Origin of the sequence: Aeromonas sp. SG16 (genome assembly GCF_024436135.1) — a bacterium.
GTDB lineage: Bacteria > Pseudomonadota > Gammaproteobacteria > Enterobacterales > Aeromonadaceae > Aeromonas > Aeromonas jandaei.
Genome location: NZ_JANFNW010000014.1, coordinates 39,308 through 60,932 on the forward strand (window position 1 = coordinate 39,308; position 21,625 = coordinate 60,932).

General features: G+C 58.4%; 18 protein-coding genes. 6 read left to right on the forward strand and 12 right to left on the reverse strand.

The features are described from left to right. Nucleotides 1-36 precede the first annotated feature (36 nt). Nucleotides 37-441, reverse strand: a complete 405-nt coding sequence (locus NOM67_RS21150) for a g-type lysozyme inhibitor (protein ID WP_255940005.1) — start codon at nt 439-441, stop codon at nt 37-39. A gap of 320 nt (nt 442-761) precedes the next feature. Between NOM67_RS21150 and NOM67_RS21155 the strand changes: the two genes are divergently transcribed. Further along, nucleotides 762-2,801: a bacteriohemerythrin gene (locus NOM67_RS21155; RefSeq protein WP_255940007.1), complete on the forward strand. Its 2,040-nt coding sequence runs from the start codon at nt 762-764 to the stop codon at nt 2,799-2,801. A 101-nt stretch (nt 2,802-2,902) separates the two neighbouring features. Here NOM67_RS21155 and NOM67_RS21160 read toward each other — a convergent pair whose 3' ends face one another. Continuing rightward, nucleotides 2,903-3,667 (reverse strand): EAL domain-containing protein, encoded by a 765-nt coding sequence (locus tag NOM67_RS21160; RefSeq protein ID WP_255940009.1) that lies wholly within the window; start codon nt 3,665-3,667, stop codon nt 2,903-2,905. A 654-nt stretch (nt 3,668-4,321) separates the two neighbouring features. On the opposite strand from NOM67_RS21160, the gene NOM67_RS21165 reads away from it, so the two are divergent. Together NOM67_RS21165 and NOM67_RS21170 are read left to right on the forward strand one after the other, a co-directional pair. Continuing rightward, nucleotides 4,322-4,741: a DUF5991 domain-containing protein gene (locus tag NOM67_RS21165; protein ID WP_255940011.1), complete on the forward strand. Its 420-nt coding sequence runs from the start codon at nt 4,322-4,324 to the stop codon at nt 4,739-4,741. 543 nt (nt 4,742-5,284) lie between these two features. Then, nucleotides 5,285-6,523, forward strand: coding sequence for a hypothetical protein (locus NOM67_RS21170; RefSeq protein ID WP_255940013.1), 1,239 nt, complete (start codon nt 5,285-5,287; stop codon nt 6,521-6,523). Nucleotides 6,524-6,583: 60 nt separating this feature from the next. On the opposite strand, the gene glyS is transcribed toward NOM67_RS21170, so the two are convergent. Next, nucleotides 6,584-8,653 (reverse strand): glycine--tRNA ligase subunit beta, encoded by a 2,070-nt coding sequence (gene glyS / locus NOM67_RS21175; RefSeq protein WP_255940015.1) that lies wholly within the window; start codon nt 8,651-8,653, stop codon nt 6,584-6,586. Between the two features lie 9 nt (nt 8,654-8,662). Beyond that, nucleotides 8,663-9,586 (reverse strand): glycine--tRNA ligase subunit alpha, encoded by a 924-nt coding sequence (gene glyQ, locus NOM67_RS21180; protein WP_005339464.1) that lies wholly within the window; start codon nt 9,584-9,586, stop codon nt 8,663-8,665. 222 nt (nt 9,587-9,808) lie between these two features. Between glyQ and NOM67_RS21185 the strand changes: the two genes are divergently transcribed. Further along, nucleotides 9,809-10,396, forward strand: coding sequence for a DNA-3-methyladenine glycosylase I (locus tag NOM67_RS21185; protein ID WP_255940017.1), 588 nt, complete (start codon nt 9,809-9,811; stop codon nt 10,394-10,396). An 81-nt stretch (nt 10,397-10,477) separates the two neighbouring features. On the opposite strand, the gene NOM67_RS21190 is transcribed toward NOM67_RS21185, so the two are convergent. Further along, the gene (locus tag NOM67_RS21190; RefSeq protein WP_255940019.1) at nt 10,478-12,514 is read right to left on the reverse strand and encodes a bacteriohemerythrin; all 2,037 of its coding nucleotides are present in this window, start codon (nt 12,512-12,514) and stop codon (nt 10,478-10,480) included. A 252-nt stretch (nt 12,515-12,766) separates the two neighbouring features. Between NOM67_RS21190 and NOM67_RS21195 the strand changes: the two genes are divergently transcribed. Beyond that, nucleotides 12,767-13,423: an OmpA family lipoprotein gene (locus tag NOM67_RS21195; RefSeq protein ID WP_043850520.1), complete on the forward strand. Its 657-nt coding sequence runs from the start codon at nt 12,767-12,769 to the stop codon at nt 13,421-13,423. 133 nt (nt 13,424-13,556) lie between these two features. On the opposite strand, the gene NOM67_RS21200 is transcribed toward NOM67_RS21195, so the two are convergent. Then, nucleotides 13,557-13,904, reverse strand: coding sequence for a RidA family protein (locus NOM67_RS21200; protein WP_156854756.1), 348 nt, complete (start codon nt 13,902-13,904; stop codon nt 13,557-13,559). A 22-nt stretch (nt 13,905-13,926) separates the two neighbouring features. Continuing rightward, the gene (gene tusA, locus NOM67_RS21205) at nt 13,927-14,172 is read right to left on the reverse strand and encodes a sulfurtransferase TusA (protein WP_005342448.1); all 246 of its coding nucleotides are present in this window, start codon (nt 14,170-14,172) and stop codon (nt 13,927-13,929) included. 169 nt (nt 14,173-14,341) lie between these two features. Here tusA and NOM67_RS21210 point away from each other — a divergent pair, with 169 nt between their 5' ends. After that, nucleotides 14,342-14,533 (forward strand): hypothetical protein, encoded by a 192-nt coding sequence (locus NOM67_RS21210; protein WP_005339471.1) that lies wholly within the window; start codon nt 14,342-14,344, stop codon nt 14,531-14,533. A gap of 73 nt (nt 14,534-14,606) precedes the next feature. Here NOM67_RS21210 and NOM67_RS21215 read toward each other — a convergent pair whose 3' ends face one another. From NOM67_RS21215 to fadB, 5 genes are all read right to left on the reverse strand, one after another. Continuing rightward, a complete protein-coding gene (locus NOM67_RS21215; RefSeq protein ID WP_156854754.1) occupies nt 14,607-15,845 on the reverse strand; it encodes an ABC transporter substrate-binding protein in 1,239 nt (412 codons plus the stop codon). Between the two features lie 7 nt (nt 15,846-15,852). Beyond that, entirely contained in the window at nt 15,853-17,295 is a 1,443-nt protein-coding gene (locus NOM67_RS21220) for an ATP-binding protein (protein WP_041210601.1), read from the reverse strand. Continuing rightward, the gene (locus NOM67_RS21225; protein WP_033112852.1) at nt 17,292-18,014 is read right to left on the reverse strand and encodes a response regulator; all 723 of its coding nucleotides are present in this window, start codon (nt 18,012-18,014) and stop codon (nt 17,292-17,294) included. Before NOM67_RS21225 ends, NOM67_RS21220 begins: the two co-directional genes overlap by 4 nt. A gap of 265 nt (nt 18,015-18,279) precedes the next feature. Beyond that, the gene (gene fadA, locus NOM67_RS21230; protein ID WP_019446297.1) at nt 18,280-19,443 is read right to left on the reverse strand and encodes an acetyl-CoA C-acyltransferase FadA; all 1,164 of its coding nucleotides are present in this window, start codon (nt 19,441-19,443) and stop codon (nt 18,280-18,282) included. A 21-nt stretch (nt 19,444-19,464) separates the two neighbouring features. Then, nucleotides 19,465-21,612 carry a fatty acid oxidation complex subunit alpha FadB gene (fadB, locus tag NOM67_RS21235; protein WP_255940027.1) on the reverse strand — a complete coding sequence of 716 codons (2,148 nt, stop codon included), beginning with the start codon at nt 21,610-21,612 and terminating at the stop codon, nt 19,465-19,467. Nucleotides 21,613-21,625 lie beyond the last annotated feature (13 nt).

Sequence of the window (21,625 nt, forward strand, 5' to 3'; positions counted from 1 at the left end):
TGCGTGGTTACTCGGCCATAGCTGAGCCGGAAAGAATTACTGGATAGAGACCGACAGAGTATGGGGCGCCTGCTCGCCACGGCGGGCGGAGGCGCGCATCTGATAGACCTGGATCAGATACTTGCCGGAGGCAGGCAGCTTGCCCTGCCACTGCTCGCCGACTGCGCCCGAGCTGAGCGCTTCGGCCTGACCGGGCACCGCGCCGGGGGCAAAGATGTTGAAGTTGGCATTGCTGCTGCCGGAGATGCCGACCGTCATGGTCTGGCCCGCTTTGGCGACCAGCGTGTAGTTGATGGTGTCATAGCCTGCGAAGGTGCCCTTGAGCTGGGCACTGTGGGCACCCTTGGCGAACTGCACTGGCACGGTCGTCACCTTGTCGGCCGCCTGAGCACCGGTTGCCATGGCCAGAGTCAGCAAGGCAGCCATTATGGATCTCTTCATCTCTCAACTCCCTGTTTATTAACTTTTTAATCAACAAAGCCTGCGATTTTACGCCAGCAGCTTACCAGATGCTGCGTCATGACCCGGCAACATCACCAAGTGTGGTCGTTTATGGTCAACGGGTCGCGATCTTTATGCAGCCAGTTATCCCATGGAGGCAAACGGATATGTGATCAGGGCCGTGCTCCTGATACAGGCCGATCCGCAAAGAGGTCGTTTGGCCGCTAAGATGAGATGAAGAGGAAAAATGGGAAATTAACCCTCTAAACTCAACACTGACACCGAACATGGACATGGACTCAACCTGACGAGGACGTTGTATGCTGTATCGCTGGCTTGCCCTCTACTCCCTGCGAACCTTCACCCTGTGGTGCGTTGCCCTGATAGTGCTCACCCTGTTTGCGACCAGCGCGCTGGATCAGCGCTTGAGCCGACAGCTGGCCGCCATGGATGAAGAGACCGCCCACCTCAATAGCACCCAGAACCTGTTGCAGGAGCTGCGCTACCACACCACCCAGATCCAGCAGTTTCTGACCGATGCCTCCCTGACCGGCGATGCCGGCTCGATGTCCGAGGCACGCAGCCACTCTGACGCTGCGCAGGCTCTGTTGCCTTCACTGACGGAGGACAAGCTTGATCTGCAGCAACTGCTACAACAGCAGATGGCGGTGGGCCAGCAGATGGTCACTGCCTATCAGCAGCAGGGGGCCGAGGCGGGCAACCGGGTGATGAAAGCCGATGGTAGTGGCTTTGATGCAGTTTCCGCCTCCATCGCCGACCAGGTTGGCGGGGCGTTGCAGCGCCACGGGCAGGAGCTGGCCGACAATCGCGAATCCAACCTCGCGCTGCAAGAGAGTTTCGAGACCCAGATGGTGGCGCTGAGGCTGCTCACCTGCCTGCTGGTGCTCGCCATTCTGGGCGTTCTGCTGCTCAAGGTACTGGTGCCGCTCAAGCAGCTGGATCGCAACCTCGAGAACCTGGCTCACGGCAGCAAGAACCTCACCTTTCGCCTGCCGGTGATCGGGCGGGATGAATTTGCCAAGCTGGCGCTTACGTTCAACCACTTTATTGGCGATGTGGACCACATCATTGCCACGGTGCAGGGTGTGGCGGAGCAGAACAACCACAGGATAGGTGGCCTGAAAGAGCAGACCGATCGCACCCGACAGGGGATGGTTCAGGTGCAGACCAATACCGACATGCTGGCCACCGCCATCAACGAGATGGCCAGCACGGTGCAGGAGATCGCCCGCAACACCGAAGAGGCGCGGCTGGAGACCGAGCAGACCCAGCGCGAGGCGCTGACCGGGCAGGGTCGGGTCGAAGAGGCGATGGAGATGATCCACAAGGTCGCCAGCGGTATGGAGCAGGCGGCTGGCACCATCAACCGGCTGGAGCAGGAGAGCAACCAGATCGGCGAGATCGTCAACGCCATCCGCGCCATCTCCGAGCAGACCAACCTGCTGGCCCTCAACGCCGCCATCGAAGCGGCCCGCGCTGGCGAGCAGGGACGCGGCTTTGCGGTGGTGGCCGACGAGGTACGCACCCTGGCGAGCCGTACCCAGAACGCCACCGTCGAGATCCAGCAGAAGATTGAGCAGCTGCAGCGGCGCACCAGCGAAGCGGTCAGCACCATGCACGAGACCACCCGTCAGAGCGAACAGGCGGTGGTGCAGGCGGGCGAAGCGGGGCAGACCCTGCATGCCATCGTCTCGGCGGTCGAGCGCATCACCGGGCTCAACACCCAGATTGCCACCGCCGCCGAGCAGCAGTCACAGGTGGCCGAAGAGACCAATCGCAGCGTGGTACAGGTGGCCGACATCGCCCACCAGACGTTGGCGCTCACCCTGCAAAGTTCCCGCAGCACTAAGGAGGTTGGCTTTGGCAGCGAAGAGATCCGCCTGCTCGGCAGCCAGTTCCAGGTCAGCCACCGCACCGAGCACGCCAATAACGAGGATATCGTCCACTGGAGCGAGGCCTTCAGCGTGCAGGTGGCCGAGATAGATCGACAGCATATCGGCCTGTTCGATGCCATGAACCAGCTCTACCGCGCCATTCAGGATGGCAGCGGCAGCGATCAGGTAAAACAGCGGCTCGATCGGCTGGTGGATCTGGCCAAACAGCACCTGCTGGACGAAGAGAAGCTGATGGAGCGGGCCGGTTACAGCCAGCTCACTCCCCACAAGGGGGTTCACGTCAAGTTGCTGCAGGATCTGGAGCGCCACCTCGGCAGCTTTGCCCGCGGCGAGCCCGATGCCGACCTCAATATCGTCATGTTCCTCAAGAGCTGGCTGATCGACCATATCTTCCGGGTCGACAAGCAGTACGTCACCGAGCTCAACGCCGCCGGGATCCACTGATCCCGCCGCTGGCCCAACGCAACCAAACGAATCGAGGCGCCCATGGCGCCTCGATTCATATCGCTTACCCCTGATAGCAAAGCAGGAATCGCGATAGCCGCTTACAGGTTGGTGAAATCCACCTCGGGCAGGGTTTCAAAGCCGGGGCGGGCAAACAGATAGCCCTGCATCAGGCTGACGCCCATCCCTCGCAGGCAGGCCATCTCTTCGCGGGTCTCGACCCCCTCCGCCAGCGGGGTGATCTGCAACTCGGCAAGCAGGGCCAGACTGTGGCGCACTATGGCTTGCCGGGTCGGGTCATGGTCGATACCGCGCAGCAGGTGCATGTCGAGCTTGACGATATCGGGGCGAAAATCGGCCAGCAGGCTGAGGCCCGAGTAACCGGCGCCAAAGTCATCGATCGCCGTCTTGAAGCCGAGCGCCTGATAGTGATCGACGATGCCGCGAATATGGCGGTTATCCAGCACCTGCTCCACCTCGGTGAACTCGAACATTATCTGCTCGATGGGAAAGAGATGCTCGCGGGCCGCCTGCAGGGTGGTGCGGATGCAGCGCTCCGGGCGGTAGACCGCATTGGGCAGAAAGTTGATGCTCAGCATGCCCCGCATATCGAGCCGGGCGGCCAGTGCGATGGCCTTGATCCGGCACAGCTGGTCGAAGCGGTAGCGATTGCCGTCGTTGACCCGGGCAATCACGCTCTGCGCTGGCTCGTTGTTGAGCCCCCGCACCAGCGCCTCGTAGCCGAAGATGGTGCGCTTGCTGCAATCGACGATGGGCTGAAAAGCCATGGTGAAGTCGAAGTCGAGATCTGCTTTCTCCTGACACAGCTGGCAGATGGCGGGGGACGGGGCGGCAGGTATATCCATGACTCTCCTCTCGGGGCGTGGCGGCGCTGGGGACTGACTCAAATGATAACAGCTTGGCTCCGCCAGCAGGGTAATTTCCCGGTAATACGCTGCGACTCCTCCTGAGGTACCAAACGTTACCCCGTTTTCTGCAAGATATGCGGCAAGGGTGGGTGAGGGTTGTTCCGCTTGTTTGCCAGAGATCGGCCGATGCCCCGCAGGCACCCGCTATCGCCGCTGGTGGCCGCCAACTCAGCCAAGGCAGTCGGTATAAACAGAATTTATGGGTTTTCGGATAATGACCAAGTTTTTACTTATACATGCTTGCAGTGTGCCCTGATGCCGCTGATTGGCCCGTCCACCACCCGCAAGGGGCAATGGCCGAGCTTGAGCAACCGGCATAGAGCACCAGCCAATGCCCTGTAGGTTCGATTAGCGCAGCGTAATCGGACGAACGAGAGGTTTTGGTTGTTGCCATGCAACAGAGGCGGCCAACCGGAGGAGGAAACACGGCTGGCCCGTTATGGTGGGAGAATCCATTTATGCGAATGCACCATTACGCCTGACTGCAAGCTGCATCAACAGAGATTGCTATTGCAAGGCTACGCCAATGTTCATATGGCTCTTGTTATAGCGGGCGGTAGATAGTAACTTGACCGCTCTTTGGAGGGATGTATGAAATTTTTCATATGGCTGTTAAGTGGTTTGGTTGTGTTCTCTGTTCATGCCAATCAAGATTGGATTGGTCATTATTCATTTTATGAAAGTGCAGATCCAGAACATATACAGGCATGGGATTACAGTCTGACAGTAAATAAAGGTAGTGGTGATAAATTAATTTCCCATCTGGAGGTCAATGGTCATATGACGGCGATTTCATTGGATGGAAAGGTTACGACTGATGGGAACCAAGCCACTTTTACCTTTCTGAGATATACCGGTGTTAATTTATCCAGAGGTCTCCATCCTGGTGATAAGTTATTTGTATTAGAGCGGAAAGGGAATGTTTTGCTTACTCATTGGAAAATGTTTCAGCCTGTTTTGCAAAGTAATGAAAATAGTGGTTATTATTTCAGAATAAAAGATGAAATGTAGATTTCATAATCTGAATGCTAATGTGCATGGCTGCTGTGGTAATATAAAAGGTTTGCTTTGATGAATTTGTTGACTGCTGTTGGTGTGATATATTTATGGTTTACGTTTTGGGAGTATTACAATGGAGAAACCCAAGCAAGGCTTCTCTTTAAAATGCCCATTAATGTTTACAGGTCTGCTGAGCCTAAATTATTCTGGACGATTATTATCATACAGTCTGTGATTGGGGTTGCTTTCATTGTTTTTAGTATATTGTACGCATAATTAAATGTGCCAGCTCTAAAAATAAAAATCTTGATTAGTGATGCCTTGATGGGCTGAGAATTAATTTACAGTGTTCCGTTGAGAAAACGTGCCAGCCGGGAGGGGAAGCTCGGCTGTCGGTTATGGCGGGAGAGTCAATTTACGCGAACGTCCGATTACGCCTGACGGCTAATGGAACCTACGAGCCATTTGATCCCTGTGATATGTTGATGGGCGATTGAAATGTGCAGCGTTAAAATGTTTAATCTCATTTGGTGATCTAATTAGATATGGTGTCTTGTGTATAAAAAAATAGTAGGCGCAAGAAAAGATGTATTTCAAACGACAGCACTATGGCTTGCCATTTTAGTCCCGATTGTATTGTCAGCTTTATTTGGGTTTGGTATATCACAATTTGCCGCATTCGGTGTGTTTTTATCGGACATGTGGGCAACAATGAAATTGCCAATAGCTATAGCTTCTTTATCTATTCCATTAGCAACGTGGGTTATCGCAAATCATAGTTCAGCAAGAGTAACAGAAACGTTAGCCAATCAAGACCGAAAGCAATTATCAGATATTTATTTTGAGCAAGAGAAGTTATTTGAGCGTATTTTAATTAGGAAAATTAAGCATTTGAACTTCAGGTACATAACGGCTGAGGATTTGCCTGTTATTCATGCAACAATTTTTGACTATAAAAATCTTCATAAAAATGGTTTTTTAAAAATAAAGTCAGACCTAAGTGATAAAATCAGAGAGGTTACAGAGATAAATAGAGGGAATAGTCTTTTTTTCTATGAAGCTTTTATGGAAGAAAAGAATGGAGGAAATGACTCTATTAAAATGCAGAATTTGACTTGTAGCTATATAGAAATGTTAGCGAATAACTTAATGGTGCTCGCAGGTCATGTTGGTTGCAGAATGATCAGGGAAAATGACACGAGTCTCGAAACGTTATGTTCTGCATTTGTTGAGATTGAACATCTGGTTTCTGAAATAAAGAATTTTATAACAGATGACATTGAAGATTCATTTCTCACTGAGGATGACTATGAGTTATTTAATGCAATAATGGTTGTGACTGCTGAATATCATGGTGGTACGCCAGCAGAGTTGACTATTAGTAAGGTTGTTGAGTCTACACATCTGAAAGTATTAATAAAGCATTTTGCAGGTTCTGACTTGCGTCGATTCATATCCTCAGTTATGGATAAGGTTATAGATTTTGTTAGAGAGGCTTCTAGCCATTTAAATATTGTTCAGAGTGATGAAGAATATCTTGCATTGAAGATCTATCACAATGACCCTTCAGATTCTATAAAGGTGTTTTTTACTAAGCTCGATGATGAATCTGTTATTGGGGTCATTTCAGCTGAGTGGAGAAATGAAAAATACGATATCAACGTAGTTTGTGAAGATGGAAAATATAATATAGGGCCTGATTTAAAAGAACAGGGAAGGTTTATTTCCGCGCTTCAATATCTCTCCAAGACTTTATATTTAACAAGCTCAGTTGGAGATTCATTGCATTCTTAGTTGGCAATAAAAACGGCGCCATAAAGGCGCCGTTTTTAATATCACTCAACTCAACCAAGATCACTGCAGCAGCGAGATATCCGCGACTTGCAGGAACAGGTTGCGCAGGTTGTTCAGCAGTGCCAGACGGTTGGCCTTGAGGGCCTCGTCATCGGCCATCACCATCACTTCGTTGAAGAAGGTGTCGACCGGCTCGCGCAGGGCGGCCAGACGGGTGAGGGCAGCCTGATAGTCACCGGCGGCGAACAGCGGGGCCAGTTCGGCTTGCAGTTCGGCAACCTGAGTGGCCAGCGCCTTCTCGGCGGCATCGACCAGCAGTTCCGGTTTGACGGCAGTCGGCAGTTCGCCTTCGACCTTGGCCAGAATGTTGCTCACGCGCTTGTTGGCGGCAGCCAGTGCCAGTGCGGCATCCAGCGTGCGGAAGTGGCTGACGGCCTTGACGCGACGATCGAAGTCGAGCGGACGGGTCGGGCGGCGGGCCAGTACGGCCAGCACCACGTCGGCACTGATGCCTTCGTCCTGATAGGCGGCGCGGAAGCGGCCCAGCATAAAGTCGACCACGTCGGTAACGACGGTTTTGTTGGTCAGCTTGTCGCCGTAGACGCGTACCGCTTCTTCAACCAGTTCAACCAGATCCAGATCCAGCTGCTTCTCGGTCATGATGCGCAGGGCACCGATGGCGGCGCGACGCAGGGCGAACGGGTCCTTGTCACCCTTCGGCAGCATGCCGATGCCGAAGATACCGGCCAGGGTGTCGAACTTGTCGGCCAGCGCGACGGCGCAGGCAACCAGACCGGACGGCAGGGCATCGCCGGCAAAGCGCGGCATGTACTGCTCGTTGAGGGCCACGGCGACCGCTTCGTCTTCGCCATCGTGACGGGCGTAGTGCATCCCCATGACACCCTGGGTGTCGGTGAACTCGCCGACCATGTTGGTCATCAGGTCACACTTGGAGAGCAGACCGGCACGCTTGGCCTGAGCCACGTCGGCGCCGATGCGCTCGGCGATAAAGCCGGCGACGGTCTCGATGCGCTCGACCTTGGCCTTGACGGTGCCCAGCTGCTGCTGGAACAGCACGGTTTCAAGGCGCGGCAGGCGAGAGGCCAGAGTCTGCTTGAGGTCGGTCTTGAAGAAGAACTCGGCGTCAGAGAGACGGGGGCGAACCACCTTCTCGTTGCCGCTGATGATCTGGCTCGGGTCTTTGGACTCGATGTTGGTGACGAAGATGAACTTCGGCAGCAGCTTGCCGTTCTTGTCGTAGACCGGGAAGTACTTCTGGTCACCCTTCATGGTGTGCACCAGCGCTTCAGCCGGAACGGCCAGGAACTTCTCTTCGAAGTTGGCGGTCAGCACCACCGGCCACTCGACCAGTGCGGTCACTTCTTCCAGCAGGGCGTCGTCCAGATCGGCAACGCCACCGAAGGCGGCAGCGGCCGCTTCGACGTCAGCCTTGATCTTGGCCTTGCGCGCCATAAAGTCGGCAATCACCATGCCGCGCTCCTGCAGGATCTGCGGGTACTGGCTGGCGTTGTCGATGGTGAACTCGCTCTCGCCCATAAAGCGGTGACCGCGAAGGGTGCGGGCAGAGTCGATACCCAGAATGTGGGCAGGAACCAGCTCGCCATCCAGCAGCAGGGTCACGGTGAAGACCGGACGCACGAACTGGATGGTCTTGTCGCCCCAGCGCATCATTTTCGGGATCGGCAGCTTGGCCAGTGCGGAGGCGACCAGTTCGCCCAGCAATTCTTTGGCCGGACGGCCTTCAACCTTGGCGGTGTGAACCAGCCACTCGCCCTTGTCGGTGACCAGACGCTCGGCCTGCTCAACGGTGATGCCGTTGCCACGGGCCCAGCCTTCAGCAGCCTTGGTCGGCTTGCCTTCGGCATCGAACGCCTGCGCTACGGCCGGGCCGCGCTTCTCGACGCTCTTGCTCGGCTGTTCGCCAGCCAGCTCGCTTACCTTCAGCGCCAGACGGCGCGGTGAGGCAAACCACTCGACGTCGCCGAAGGCCAGATCGGCCTTGGTCAGTTCGGCTTTGAAGTTGTCGGCAAAGGCTTCGGCCAGGGAGCGCAGGGCTTTGGGCGGCAGCTCAGCAGTACCGATCTCTACCAGAAATGTATGTTGTGCCATGTCCGTTCCTTAACCTTGCTTGTTCTCACTGCGCTGACACATAGGGAAGCCCAGCGCTTCGCGGGAGGCGTAGTATGCCTCTGCCACGGCCTTGGTCAGGGTGCGAATGCGCAGGATGTAGCGCTGACGCTCGGTGACCGAGATGGCCTTGCGGGCATCCAGCAGGTTGAAGGAGTGAGCGGCTTTGAGGATGCGCTCGTAGGCAGGCAGCGGCAGCGGTTTTTCCAGTGCCAGCAGATTCTGGGCTTCCTTCTCGTACTGCTCGAAGCAGTGGAACAGGAACTCCACATCGGCGTGTTCGAAGTTGTAGGTGGATTGCTCCACTTCGTTCTGGTGGAACACGTCGCCGTAGGTGGTCTTGCCCAGCGGGCCGTCAGACCAGACCAGATCGTAGACGCTGTCCACGCCCTGAATGTACATGGCCAGACGCTCGAGACCGTAGGTGATCTCGCCGGTGACCGGCTTGCACTCGAGGCCGCCAACCTGCTGGAAGTAGGTGAACTGGGTCACTTCCATGCCGTTCAGCCACACTTCCCAACCCAGACCCCAGGCACCCAGAGTCGGGTTTTCCCAGTTGTCTTCCACGAAGCGGATGTCGTGGATCTCGGGATCCATGCCCAGCTCTTTCAGGGAGCCCAGATAGAGTTCCTGAATGTTGTCGGGGGAAGGCTTGATGATCACCTGGAACTGGTAGTAGTGCTGCAGGCGGTTGGGGTTTTCACCGTAGCGGCCGTCAGTCGGACGGCGGGACGGTTGCACGTAAGCGCAGGCGATGGGCTCCGGGCCCAGGGCACGCAGACAGGTCATGGGGTGGGATGTACCGGCACCCACTTCCATATCCAGCGGCTGAATGATGGTACAGCCCTGGCGGGACCAATAGTCCTGCAGCTGCAGGATCAGGCCCTGAAAGGTTTTGACATCGAATTTTTGCATAATTTTTTTCGCGCGAAGTGAAAATCAGAGCAAGATTTGCTGAATGTGAACCGAGGGAGTATACCGTCTGGCATGGTCGGATAATAGGCGAAATTGCAGCGGATTCGCGGGATGGTGCTGCGCTCTGGCTGGTCGGGCGGGCTGTCCGGTATATGATGTGAGCAGTGCCGCCTGTAGAGTGGGCAGGGTCGGGGAAACCGCTGAAATAACGAGGGAGAGGAAATGGAACTGCGCTGCGCCTGGGTGACCAAGGACCCGGAATACATTGAATACCATGACAAACAGTGGGGCAGGCCGGTCTATGACGCCCGCGAGCTGTTTGCCAAGCTCTGCCTCGACGGCCAGCAGGCGGGACTGTCGTGGATCACCATCCTCAGGCGCACCGAGAGCTATTACCGCGCCTATGCCGACTTTGATCCGCAGCGTATCGTGCAGTTCGACGAGCAGGATGTGGAGCGGCTGATGCAGGACAGCGGCATTATCCGCAACCGGCTCAAGGTGCAGTCGATCATCAAAAACGCCCGCGCCTATCTGGCGCTGGAGGCCGAGGGCATCGACTTCGTGGATTATCTGTGGAGCTTTGTCGGCGGCGTCCCCATCGTCCACCAGCGCCAGGGCAATGGCGACATTCCGGCGACCTCGCCGGAGTCGGATGCCATGTCGAAAGCGCTCAAGAAGCGGGGCTTTACCTTCGTCGGCAGCACTATTTGCTACGCCTTTATGCAGGCGGTGGGGATGGTGAACGATCATCTGGTCAGCTGCCCCTGCCACGCCGAATGCCAGCAGGCCACCCGTCAGCCCCGCACATAGTTCTGTCAAACCGGCCCCGAAAACAACAATGCCAGTCATGGCTGACTGGCATTGTCCGGTTGCTGGCAAGGTGAAGGAGGGTTACTTCACCCCCGCCTTGATCATGCAGTCGCTGTACTGCTTGTCCACCCGGAAGATGTGGTTGAGCAGCCAGTTCTTGAGGAAGATGATCATCTCCATATTGCGCTCCTGCTCGTCGCCCCCTTCGCGGCGGATCAGGGCGCCCAGCTCGGCCAGCAGCTTGGCATGCTCCTGCTTGTGGCGTTGCAGGTCGGGGTAGCAGGCCTGCTCCATGCTCTTCTCTTCATCGGCAAAGTGCTGGGTCGCCAGCTTGAGCAGCTCGTCCAGCCGCTGTTTGCGCTGCTGGGGCGAGCTGTTGTCACGGACGGCATGGTAGAAGCGGTTCATTGCCTCGAACAACCCCTGATGCTGACGGTCCACGCTCGGTACGTTGACCATAAAGGATTCGTTCCAGTGCAGCAGATCTTGCTCGTTACCATAGTGGGGGTTTGAGTTGACCTCGAACTGATCGCTGACCAGACGGATCTCCTCATTGGCCTGATTGAGATCCCGGGTGTGGGTGCGGCTCTCGCGCGAAAGGTCCAGACATTCGCGGGCGATGTTGGCGACCAGCATGACGTTGCGGTTGGTCTCTTCGGTCACCTTGGCCTGCTGCTCCGCCGCGGTGGCGATCTGACCGTTCATGTCGGCAACCCGGGTGATCGCCTCGACGATGGCGTTCAGGGTCTCGCCGGTACCGGCTGCCTGATTGACCGCCTGCTCGCTGACATTGCGGGTAGTGTGCATGGTGTTGACCGCATGGCGGGTGTTGTTCTGCAGCGCCTCGATCCGCTGCTGGATATCGACGGTGGCCGCCTGGGTACGGATGGCCAGCTGGCGCACCTCGTCGGCCACCACCGCAAAGCCACGCCCCTGTTCGCCGGCCCGGGCCGCCTCGATGGCGGCATTGAGGGCCAGCAGGTTGGTCTGTTCCGAGATGGTGCGGATCACCTGCAAGATGTTGCCGATCTGGGTGCTCTCCTGATCCAGCTGGGTTACTTCACCGGCGGATTGCTCGATGTGGTCAGCGACCTGACGTATCAGGGCGATGGTCTGGCTCACCTGCTGCTGGCCATCGTGGGCCTGCTGCTGGGTGAGCAGGGTATCCTGACTGGCCTGCTCGGTATTGTGCTCGATGTTGTGGACGGTGGCGGTCATTTCGTTGATGGCGGCCGCCAGCATGTCGGTGTTTTGCTGGGCCTGCTGCATGCTGTTGAAGGTGCTGCCGGAGTGGTTCATCAGCAGTGCCATCTTGTCATGAGTCTTGTGGGAAACCTGCTGCACCGAGCCGATCAGGCTGTCGATATTGTCGAGGAAGCGGTTGAACACCTTGGCCAGATAGGCGAATTCGTCCTGCCCCTCAATGCGCAGCCGGAAGGTGAGATTGTGGCTGTGATTGGCCAGCTCGACCAGCTGGGCCATCAGCTGCTGCAACGGTTTGACGGTTTTGAAGTGGATCAGCAGCAGCATCAGCATGATAACGGCCAGGCTGACGACCAGCAGGATCATATCCTGGCTCTGCAGGGTCTGGTTCTGATTTTCAATGGCTCGCTCCTGCTGCTGCAGTTGCTGCCGCTGCTGTTCGAGCGCCTGTTCGACGGCGCTGGAGATGCTGTCGGTCAGCGCATCGAAGCCCTGATCCGGCTCCTTCATCAGGCGGTTGCCCGCCTCACGTCCCTCTTTGAGATAGGCATCGACCATCCGCTTGCCCACATCCAGCTGACGGGTCAGCAGGGGGGTGAGGGCACTCTGCAACCGGGGCAGGGTGTCGAGTAGCTGACGAGCCGCCTGAGCATGCTGCTCCGCCTCGCCGATGGAGTCCTGCTCCCCCGATACGGCGGCATCGGTGAGGAATTGTTGTACCTGGGTAGTGTGGTAACGCAGCTCCTGCAGCGCTATCTGGGCGTTGGTGATCTTGATCACTTCGCCCGGTAGCAGTCCGAGCTGGCTGGTCAATGTGCTGCGCCAGATGTTGCTCAGTACCATGGTCAGCAAGATGATGAGGCTTGCCCCCAGCAGCAGGCGCCGGATCGATATATTGCGAAGCAGTGAAGACATGGAACCCTCGGATGCCCTATTGACAGTACCTTCAATAGTAGTCAATAGAGCCACCCAACGGCCTGCCTTTAATCACATATCCATTCTCTTCGTCAGGTTTTCCCCTCTGGTTCAGGGAAGATCAAGTTCAATGACCGATACTGCCCTTTTCTGCCCGGTGTGACTCTCTTTCTGCTGACGTCACACCTTGGCACACCTCTGGGGTAGAATGCCGCCCTTCAGTTTATCGAGTTGTTTCTTTGAGGTTTTTTCATGCATTTCAAGACTCTGGTTCCCGCTGTTGCACTCGCCGTTGCCCTGAGTGGCTGTACCACCAACCCCTACACTGGCGAATCCCAGACCTCCAAGGGCGCCTGGGGCGCGCTGGCCGGTGCCGCTGCCGGTGCCGCAGTAGGCGCGCTCTCCTCCAGCAAAGGTGACCGCAAGAAGGGTATCCTGACTGGCGTGGCCGCCGGTGCCGCGCTGGGCGGCGGTATCGGTTACTACATGGATGTGCAGGAGGCCAAGCTGCGCGAGAAGCTGCAGGGCACTGGCGTCAGCGTTACCCGTAATGGCAACGATCTGATCCTCAACATGCCGAACAACGTCACCTTCGACAGCTCCAGCTCCCAGCTGAAAGCGGCCGGTGCCAACACCCTGTCCGGTGTGGCCATGGTGGTTGCCGAGTTCGACAAGACTCGCCTGAACGTAGTCGGTCACACCGACAGCACTGGTTCCCGCGATCTGAACATGAAGCTCTCCCGCGAGCGCGCCGATGCCGTTGCCGCTCAACTGATCGGTCAGGGTGTTGCTGGCAGCCGTATCTCCACTACCGGCGTTGGCCCGGATCAGCCGATTGCCACCAACAGCACCGCTGCCGGCAAAGCCCAGAACCGCCGCGTCACCATTACCCTGACCCCGACTGCCTAAGTCGTTCAGGTTTCGGTAACGAAAAGGCCCCGCCAGTGATGGCGGGGCCTTTCTATTGGAGCCGTTGCGAGCAATGGCTCCTCCCTGTTCCCCTTGTGGGAGAAGGGCCGGGGATGAGGGGAAGAACCGCCTCTTAGACAGCCGCAGTCAGCTGCACTTCCACCTTGTAGCCTTCGTGGGCCAGACGGGCTTGTACGCAGGCGCGTACCGGTGCGGAACCTGCCGGGATCCAGGCATCCCACTGCTCGTTGAAAGCGGCGATGTCGCCAATGTCTTTCAGATAGATGTTGGCCATCAGGATCTTGTCGACGCCGGAGCCGTTGGCTTCCAGCAGGCGTTGCAGACTGGTCAGCACTTCGCGGGTCTGCTGGTGGATGTCGGCCTCTTCGCTGACGGGGACTTCCACCACATAAAGGGTGCCGTTGTGAATGACGACGTCAGACCAACGCTGTGTGGTGCCGATTCGGGTAATGGTTGTCATGGCGTGCTCCGGAAACGGGGAATTATTGACCCTTGCGGATCAGATAACGGTAGGGGGCCTGCTCTGTCTCGCTGGCGACCAGAGTGTGATCCATAAAGCGGCAGAAACTGGGGATGTCGCGGGTGGTTGAGGGATCGTCGGCACTGACCAGCAGGGTCTCCCCATCAGCCATCAGCCGCACTTTTTTACGCACCATCATCACAGGCTCCGGGCAACGAAGCCCGATTGCGTCCAACTCGTGAGTTGCATCGCAGAATAAATCACTCATCTATCATCAACCTTCAACCTATTCGGCTGCCAATGATACTCAGGGCTAAAAAATAAGCAAACCATTGGCCTGTCTAACAGCATATGTAACCAAAATGTTATTGCGGACTATCCAGCGCCTGCCGGACGAGTAATATAAAAATTGAACCATATTCAACAAGGAGGTGAATATGCAGGTCTCCTACGGCAGATTGCAGGCCTATGCAGGCATGGGGTTCTTGTCCTTCGCAATGATAGTGATGGGCAGCCCGATCGGGAATACCGGTACCTGGTTCGGTTCCATGGTGATGGTCGGGCTGGGGCTTTGGATCGAGCTCAGCGATTACTATGACGAGGATGAGGACGAAAACGATCAATCCTGACTTGATGACGATTCAACAACAAAGGCGGAGCAATCCGCCTTTGTCATTTCTGCCGATTGGCCAGTAGCCCGGATCAGCGGGTCGAGCGCATCGCCCGCTCCAGATGCAGTGCCGTCTGCTGCGGATTGGCTTTGGGGTCGTTGAAGAAGTTGCTCAGCACATCCAGAATCGCCTGACGCATATTGGTGGGAGTGGCCATCCCCTCTGCCATGCTGGGCAGCAGATTGTCCTGCTGCTCGGCATGGAGGAAATCCTGATAGGAGCGGATGGCGCAGCGATCAAACTTGCTCATGTTGGGTTTGGTCAGCGCCGGGATCGACCCCTTCACCCGGTTGAACTCCTCCTGAAACTTCGGCGTCATCAGCAGCTGGGCCAGCTCCCCCTGCGCCTGCAGCTGGGCCGGATCCCGCTGTTTGAACATGGCGATGGAATCGAGGTTGTAGCTGAATAGCCCGGTGCTGCCGGGGCTCGGCAGGCATTCGATATCCTCGCCCGGCCGGTAGTTGCCGGCGAGCAGCTCCCCCTTCACCCAGTCGCCCATCACCTGCATGGCTGCCCCGCCACTCTCCAGCAGATTGGTGGCCTGATGCCATTTCAGTCCGGCGTACTTTTGCGGGACGTAGGCGCGCAGCTGCTGGAAGCGGGTCAGGACCCGTACCATATCGGGGCCGGTCAGGGTGGCGCTGTCCTGTTCCACAAAGGCTTTGCGATAGAACTGCTTGCCCCCTTCACCGAGTGCCACCGTTTCAAACAGGACGGCCAGCTGCCAGGGCTCGTTGCCGATGGCGAGCGGAGTGATGCCCCGTTTTTTAAGCTGGTCGGCGACCGTCACGAACCGGGCCCAGTCGGTGGGAGGGGTGAGTTTCTGTTGTTCGAACACCTTGCGGTTGAGCCAGAGCCAGTTGACCCGGTGGATACCGGTAGGCACCGCCATCAGTGCGCCGTTCTGGCTGAGGGTGGCCCGCACCATGGGCGGCATCTGGCTGTACCAACCGAGGTGCTCCGCCATGGGGGTGAGATCGCGCAGAAAGCCCAGTCCGGCCCACTCCTTGAGCTCATACCCCTTGAGGTGGGCGGCCTCCGGCGGGTTGGCGGCCAGTGCCCGGCTTTTCAGCACCGTCATGGCGCTCTTGCCACCGCCGCCCTGTACCGCGAAGTCATTCCACTGATTGCCCTTGGCGATCCACTCCGATTTGAGCACTTCGACCGCCTGCGCTTCGCCGCCGGAGGTCCACCAGTGCAGCACCTCCACCTGGGAGGCACAGACAGAACCGGAGAGCAGGGCGAGCAGGGGGAGAGGGAACCACTTCATGAGAAGACTACCTTGGCAGTGAGAGGGTGGCCTGCAGACCACCTTGCGGACGATTTTCCAGCACCAGATCGCCGCCGTGGGCGTGGGCGATGTTGCGGGCGATGCCGAGCCCGAGACCGGTGCCAGCCTGATCCGTGCTGAGCCGGTAATAGGGCTCGAAGATGCGCTCGAACTGGTCATCCGGCAGGCCGGGGCCCTCATCCATGATGAACAGGATCAGCATCTCCTCGTCATCCATGATGATGATGCGCACCCGCTGGCCATATTTGATGCCGTTGTCCACCAGATTGCCGATACAGCGCTTGAGCGCCAGCAGCTTGCCACGGTAGGGCCACTTGCAGTGCCCCTCGATGGTGAGACGTTCGTCGTGGAGGTTGAGCGACTCGGCCATCTGTTCCAGCAGGGCGTTGATGTCGATCTCCTCGATGTTCTCGTGGATGTCGGTCTCTTTGACCGTCTGCAGTGCTCCTTTCACCATCAGCTCCAGCTCGTCGAGATCCTTGTTGAACTTGGCGATCTGTACCTCGTCATCGAGCAGTTCGACCCGCAGCCGCAGCCGGGTGATGGGGGTCTTGAGGTCGTGGGAAATCGAGCTGAACAGCCGCTCTCTATCATCGATATAGCGGCGGATGCGGTGCTGCATGATGTTGAAGGCGCGGGTCGCCGCCACGATCTCGGAGGCGCCCTCCTCCTTGAGCGAAGGCTGGTCGATATCCTTGCCGAGGTTGACCGCCGCCTTGGCCAGCCGGCGCAGCGGCCGGGTCTGCCAGCGCACCAGCATAAAGGTGAAGAAGCAGAGGAACACCGTCATCAGGGCGATGAAGCGCACCTGGTTGCTCGGCATGACGGTGTCATCCAGCGTCATGTAGGGGGCGGGCAGCAGGGCCGCCAGATAGAGCCACTCCCCCTTTTCGATCTCGATCTGGGTCACCAGCACCGGCGGGTTGATGGGCTCGAGCGACAGGGTGTAGCGCGCCCAGGAGGAGGGGAGATCCGCCAGCAGGGTGTCGTTGTTGAATACGTGGAGGTCTTCGGGCCGCGAGAAATCCACCTTGATCGCCATGGCATCGGAGAGCTTGCGGGTCAACACTCCCTGCACCTCCTCCAGCACCTGCGTCTTGCGTTCGCTGTCGGGAATGGCGTTGATGTGGATCTCCTCTTCGTTCAGCGAGACGAAGAAGCGGCTGCCGCCCATGTTGCGCAGCTGGTCGAGGGCGATGTGGCGATATTGCAGCGGCAGGGATTTGAAGAAGTTGACGGTGGAGGCGGCAGACATGGCGAGGTTGCGGGTGGTGCTGAGCATCCCCTCCAGCTCCCGCTTCTGGATCTGCTGCATCCAGATGCCGGTCAGAATGGTCTGGGAGAGCAGGATGGCCAGCAGCAGCAGCAGGATCATCCGCGACAGCAGAGAGCGGGGCACCAGTGCCCCCCAGGACCATTTGTTGCTCATGGCAGTTCGTGCACCTCGGCGATCAGCATGTAGCCGCTACCGCGGATGGTTTTGATGATGCGCGGGCTCTTGCCATTGTCGCCCAGCTTCTGGCGCAGGCGGCTGATCTGCACGTCGATGCCGCGCTCCATCGGCAGGCTTTCGCGGCCGCGGGTGGCATCTGAGATGGTGTCGCGATCCAGCACCACACCGGGCTGTTGCAGGAACATGCCGAGCAGCATGGCATCGCTGCCAGAGAGATCCAGCAGGCTGCCATCTTCGTGGGTCAGCTGGTGGCTCAGGGTGTCGAGGGTCCACTCGGCGAAGCGCAGGCGACGGCTCGGCTCTTTCTCTTTTTCCGGCTGGCGAAATTCGGCGCGGCGCAGCAAGGCCTTGATGCGGGCCTGCAGTTCGCGCGGGCTGAAGGGCTTGGCGATGTAGTCATCGGCGCCGAGTTCGAGGCCGATCACCCGATCCGCCTCGTCGGAAGCCGCAGTCAGCATGATGATGGGCACCTGGGATGTGCGACGGATCTGCTGGCAGAGGGTAAAGCCATCCTCGCCGGGCATCATGATGTCCAGAATGATCAGGTCCGGGCTGTGCTGGGCAAGCTGCTCGCGCATCTCGTTGCCCTCTGCCGCCGTCAATACCTGAAAGCCCGCCCGGGTCAGGTATTCATTGAGCAGCTCGCGGATCTCTTGGTCGTCATCGACGATCAGCAGTTGTTTGCTCATTGACATATGTATGTGCATCCACCCATTTTTTTGTGCAGATTGAACCTGTCGGGGGAGCAAAAAGCAAGCAAGCCCCCTATCTAATGTGAGGTTTGGAGCAATAACCACCTATTGCCGGGTTTAAAACGAAAAAAGGCCGACCCAAACGGGACGGCCAATACCCAGCATCCGACTACAGGCCAGCACCCCGTGTGGCGATGGTCTCAGATTTGAAAAGGGGCCGGTCATGCCGGCCCCGAAAACGTTGATATTCGATCGAGTTGCTTGTGGATCACACCCGTTCGAATACGGTGGCGATGCCCTGACCCAGACCGATACACATGGTGGCAACCCCCAGCGTGGCATCCTTCTCCTCCATCAGATTGATGAGGGTAGTGGAGATGCGCGCACCGGAGCAGCCGAGCGGGTGACCCAGCGCAATGGCGCCGCCGTTGAGGTTCACCTTCTCGTCCACCTGATCCTGCAGACCCAAATCTTTCACGCAGGGCAGGGACTGGGCGGCAAACGCCTCGTTCAGCTCGAACAGGTCGATGTCGCCGATGGTCAGACCGGCCCGTTTGAGCGCCTTCTGGGTCGCCGGCACCGGACCGTAACCCATGATGGCGGCGTCGCAGCCGGCGATGGCCATGGCACGTACCTTGGCGCGCGGCGTGAGGCCGAGCGCCTTGGCGCGATCCGCACTCATCACCAGCATGGCGGCGGCGCCATCGGACAGGGCCGAGGAGCTGCCGGCGGTGACGGTGCCGTTGACCGGGTCAAACACCGGGCGCAGCTGGCTCAGGGTTTCGACCGTGGTCTCCGGGCGGATCACCTCGTCGTAGTCGTAGAAGAAGCGGGCGCCGCTGGCGTCATGGCCTTCCAGCCCGACGATCTCCTTGGCAAAACGTCCTTCCACGGTTGCCGCGTGGGCACGGCGATGGGAGCGGGCGGCAAACTCGTCCTGCTGCTGACGGCTGATGCCGTGCAGCTTGCCGAGCATCTCGGCGGTCAACCCCATCATGCCGGAGGCTTTCGCCACCGACTTGGCCATGCCCGGGTGGAAGTCGACGCCGTGGCTCATCGGCACGTGACCCATGTGCTCGACGCCGCCGATGATGAAGATATCCCCGTCACCTACCTGAATGGCGCGAGAGGCGTCGTGCAGCGCCTGCATGGAGGAGCCGCACAGACGGTTGACGGTGACCGCCCCCACCTGCTTCGGAATGCCGGCCAGCAAGGCGGCGTTGCGGGCGATGTTGAAGCCCTGCTCCAGGGTCTGCTGCACGCAGCCCCAGTAGATATCCTCGATCTCGTTCGGGTCGAGGTTGGGGTTGCGCAGCAGGATGGATTTCATCAGGTGCGCGGACAGATCTTCTGCACGCACGTTGCGGAAGGCGCCGCCCTTGGACCGGCCCATCGGGGTCCGGATACAGTCGACAATGACTACGTCTTTCATGAATGGATCTCCTTTCCGCAATCAGTAGAAGGTTTTGCCCTGGGCGGCCATCTCGCGCAGCTTGTCGCTGACGCGGTAGAGCGGGCCCAAATCGGCATACTGGTCGGCCATGGCCACGTAGCGATCCAGACCAATGGTGTCCAGATAGCGGAACACGCCGCCGCGGAAGGGAGGGAAGCCCAGACCGTAGACCAGCGCGATGTCGGCTTCGGCTGGCGTGGCGACTATGCCCTCTTCCAGACAGAGCACCACCTCGTTGATCATCGGGATCATCATGCGTGCGATGATGGCGTCCTTGTCGAAATCCTGTTTCGGCTTGGCAATGGGGGCCAGCAGCTCGTAACTGGCGGCGTCGGCCACCTTCTTCGGCTTGCCCTTCTTGTCCTGCTCGTAGGCGTAGAAGCCCTTGCCATTTTTCTGACCGAAGCGGTTCACTTCGTACATCACGTCGATGGCGGTGCGACCTTCCTTGCTCATGCGCGCCGGGAAGCCCTGCGCCATCACGTCACCGGCATGGTGTCCGGTGTCGATGCCGACCACGTCCAGCAGGTAGGCGGGGCCCATCGGCCAGCCAAACTCCTTCTCCATCACCTTGTCGACGGCAGCGAAGTCGGCGCCATCGGCGACCAGCTTGTTGAAGCCGAAGAAGTAGGGGAACAGTACGCGGTTGACGAAGAAGCCCGGGCAGTCGTTGACCACGACCGGGGACTTGCCCATGGCGGCGGCGTAGGCCACCACGCGGTTGATGGTTTCATCGGAGGTCTGCTCGCCGCGGATGATCTCCACCAGCGGCATGCGGTGCACCGGGTTGAAGAAGTGCATGCCGCAGAAGTTCTGCGGGCGCTTCAGTCCCTTGGCCAGCAGAGAGATGGGGATGGTGGAGGTGTTGCTGGCGAGCACGGCGTCTTCGCCGATCACGCCTTCCACTTCACCCAGTACGGCGGCCTTCACTTTCGGGTTCTCGACCACGGCTTCGACCACCACATCCACATGCTTGACGCTGTCATAGCTGAGAGTCGGGGTGATGGCGGAGAGCACCTGGCCCATCTTGATACCATCGATGCGGCCCTTTTCGAGCTGGCCGTTGAGCAGCTTGGTGGCTTCGCCCATGCCAAGTGCCAGCGCCTTCTCGTTGATATCCTTCATCACCGCCGGAATGCCCTTGCTGGCAGACTGGTAGGCGATGCCGCCACCCATGATGCCGGCACCCAGTACGGCGGCGTGGCCAGTGGCCTTGCTTGCCTGCTTGGCCGCCTTCTTGGCCAGCGCCTTGATGTGTTGATCGTTCAGGAAGATGCCGACCAGCGCCTTGGCGACATCGGTCTTGGCCAGCTTGATAAAGCCCTGTGCTTCAACAACCAGCGCTTCGTCACGGCCCATACCTGCGGCGGTCTCGACGGTTTTCACCGCCGTCATCGGCGCCGGATAGTGTTTGCCCGCCACGGCGGCAACCATGCCGGCGGCGGTGGTGAAGCTCATCATGGCTTCCAGTTTGGAGAGGCGCAGCGGGGCTCTCTTGGCTGCACGACGGCTCTGCCAGTCCAGCTTGCCCGTGATGGCGTCCTTGATCATCTGCAGTGCAGCACTCTGCAGCGCGTCAGGGGCGACTACTGCATCGATGGCTCCCACCTTGAGGGCGTCATCGGCACGGTAATCCTTGCCGGTGGTGATCCACTCGAGCGCGTTGTCGGCACCGATCACCCGCGGCAGACGGACGGTGCCGCCAAAGCCCGGCATGATGCCGAGTTTGGTCTCGGGTAAGCCGATTTTGGCGCTGGTGTCGGCCAGACGGAAGTCGGTGGAGAGAATGGTCTCGCAGCCGCCGCCGAGGGCGTGGCCCTTGATGGCGGAGAGGGTTGGAACCGGCAGATCTTCGATGGCGTTGAAGATATCGTTGGCCTTTTTCAGCCAGCCGAGCAGATCTTCTTGCGGCAGATCGAACAGTTCCAGGAATTCGGTAATGTCGGCACCGACGATAAAGGCGTCTTTGCCGGAGGTGAGGATCAGACCTTTTAGTTCACGTTCTTGTTGTAATGCGGCGATCGCTTCGCTCAGGGAGAGCAGGGTAGCGCGATCCAGCTTGTTGACTGAACCCGGGGCATCAAACCTCAGCTCGGCAATGCCGTTTTCGAGGTAGCTGACCGACAGGGTTTCGCCTTGGTAGATCATGAGAGTGTCTCCT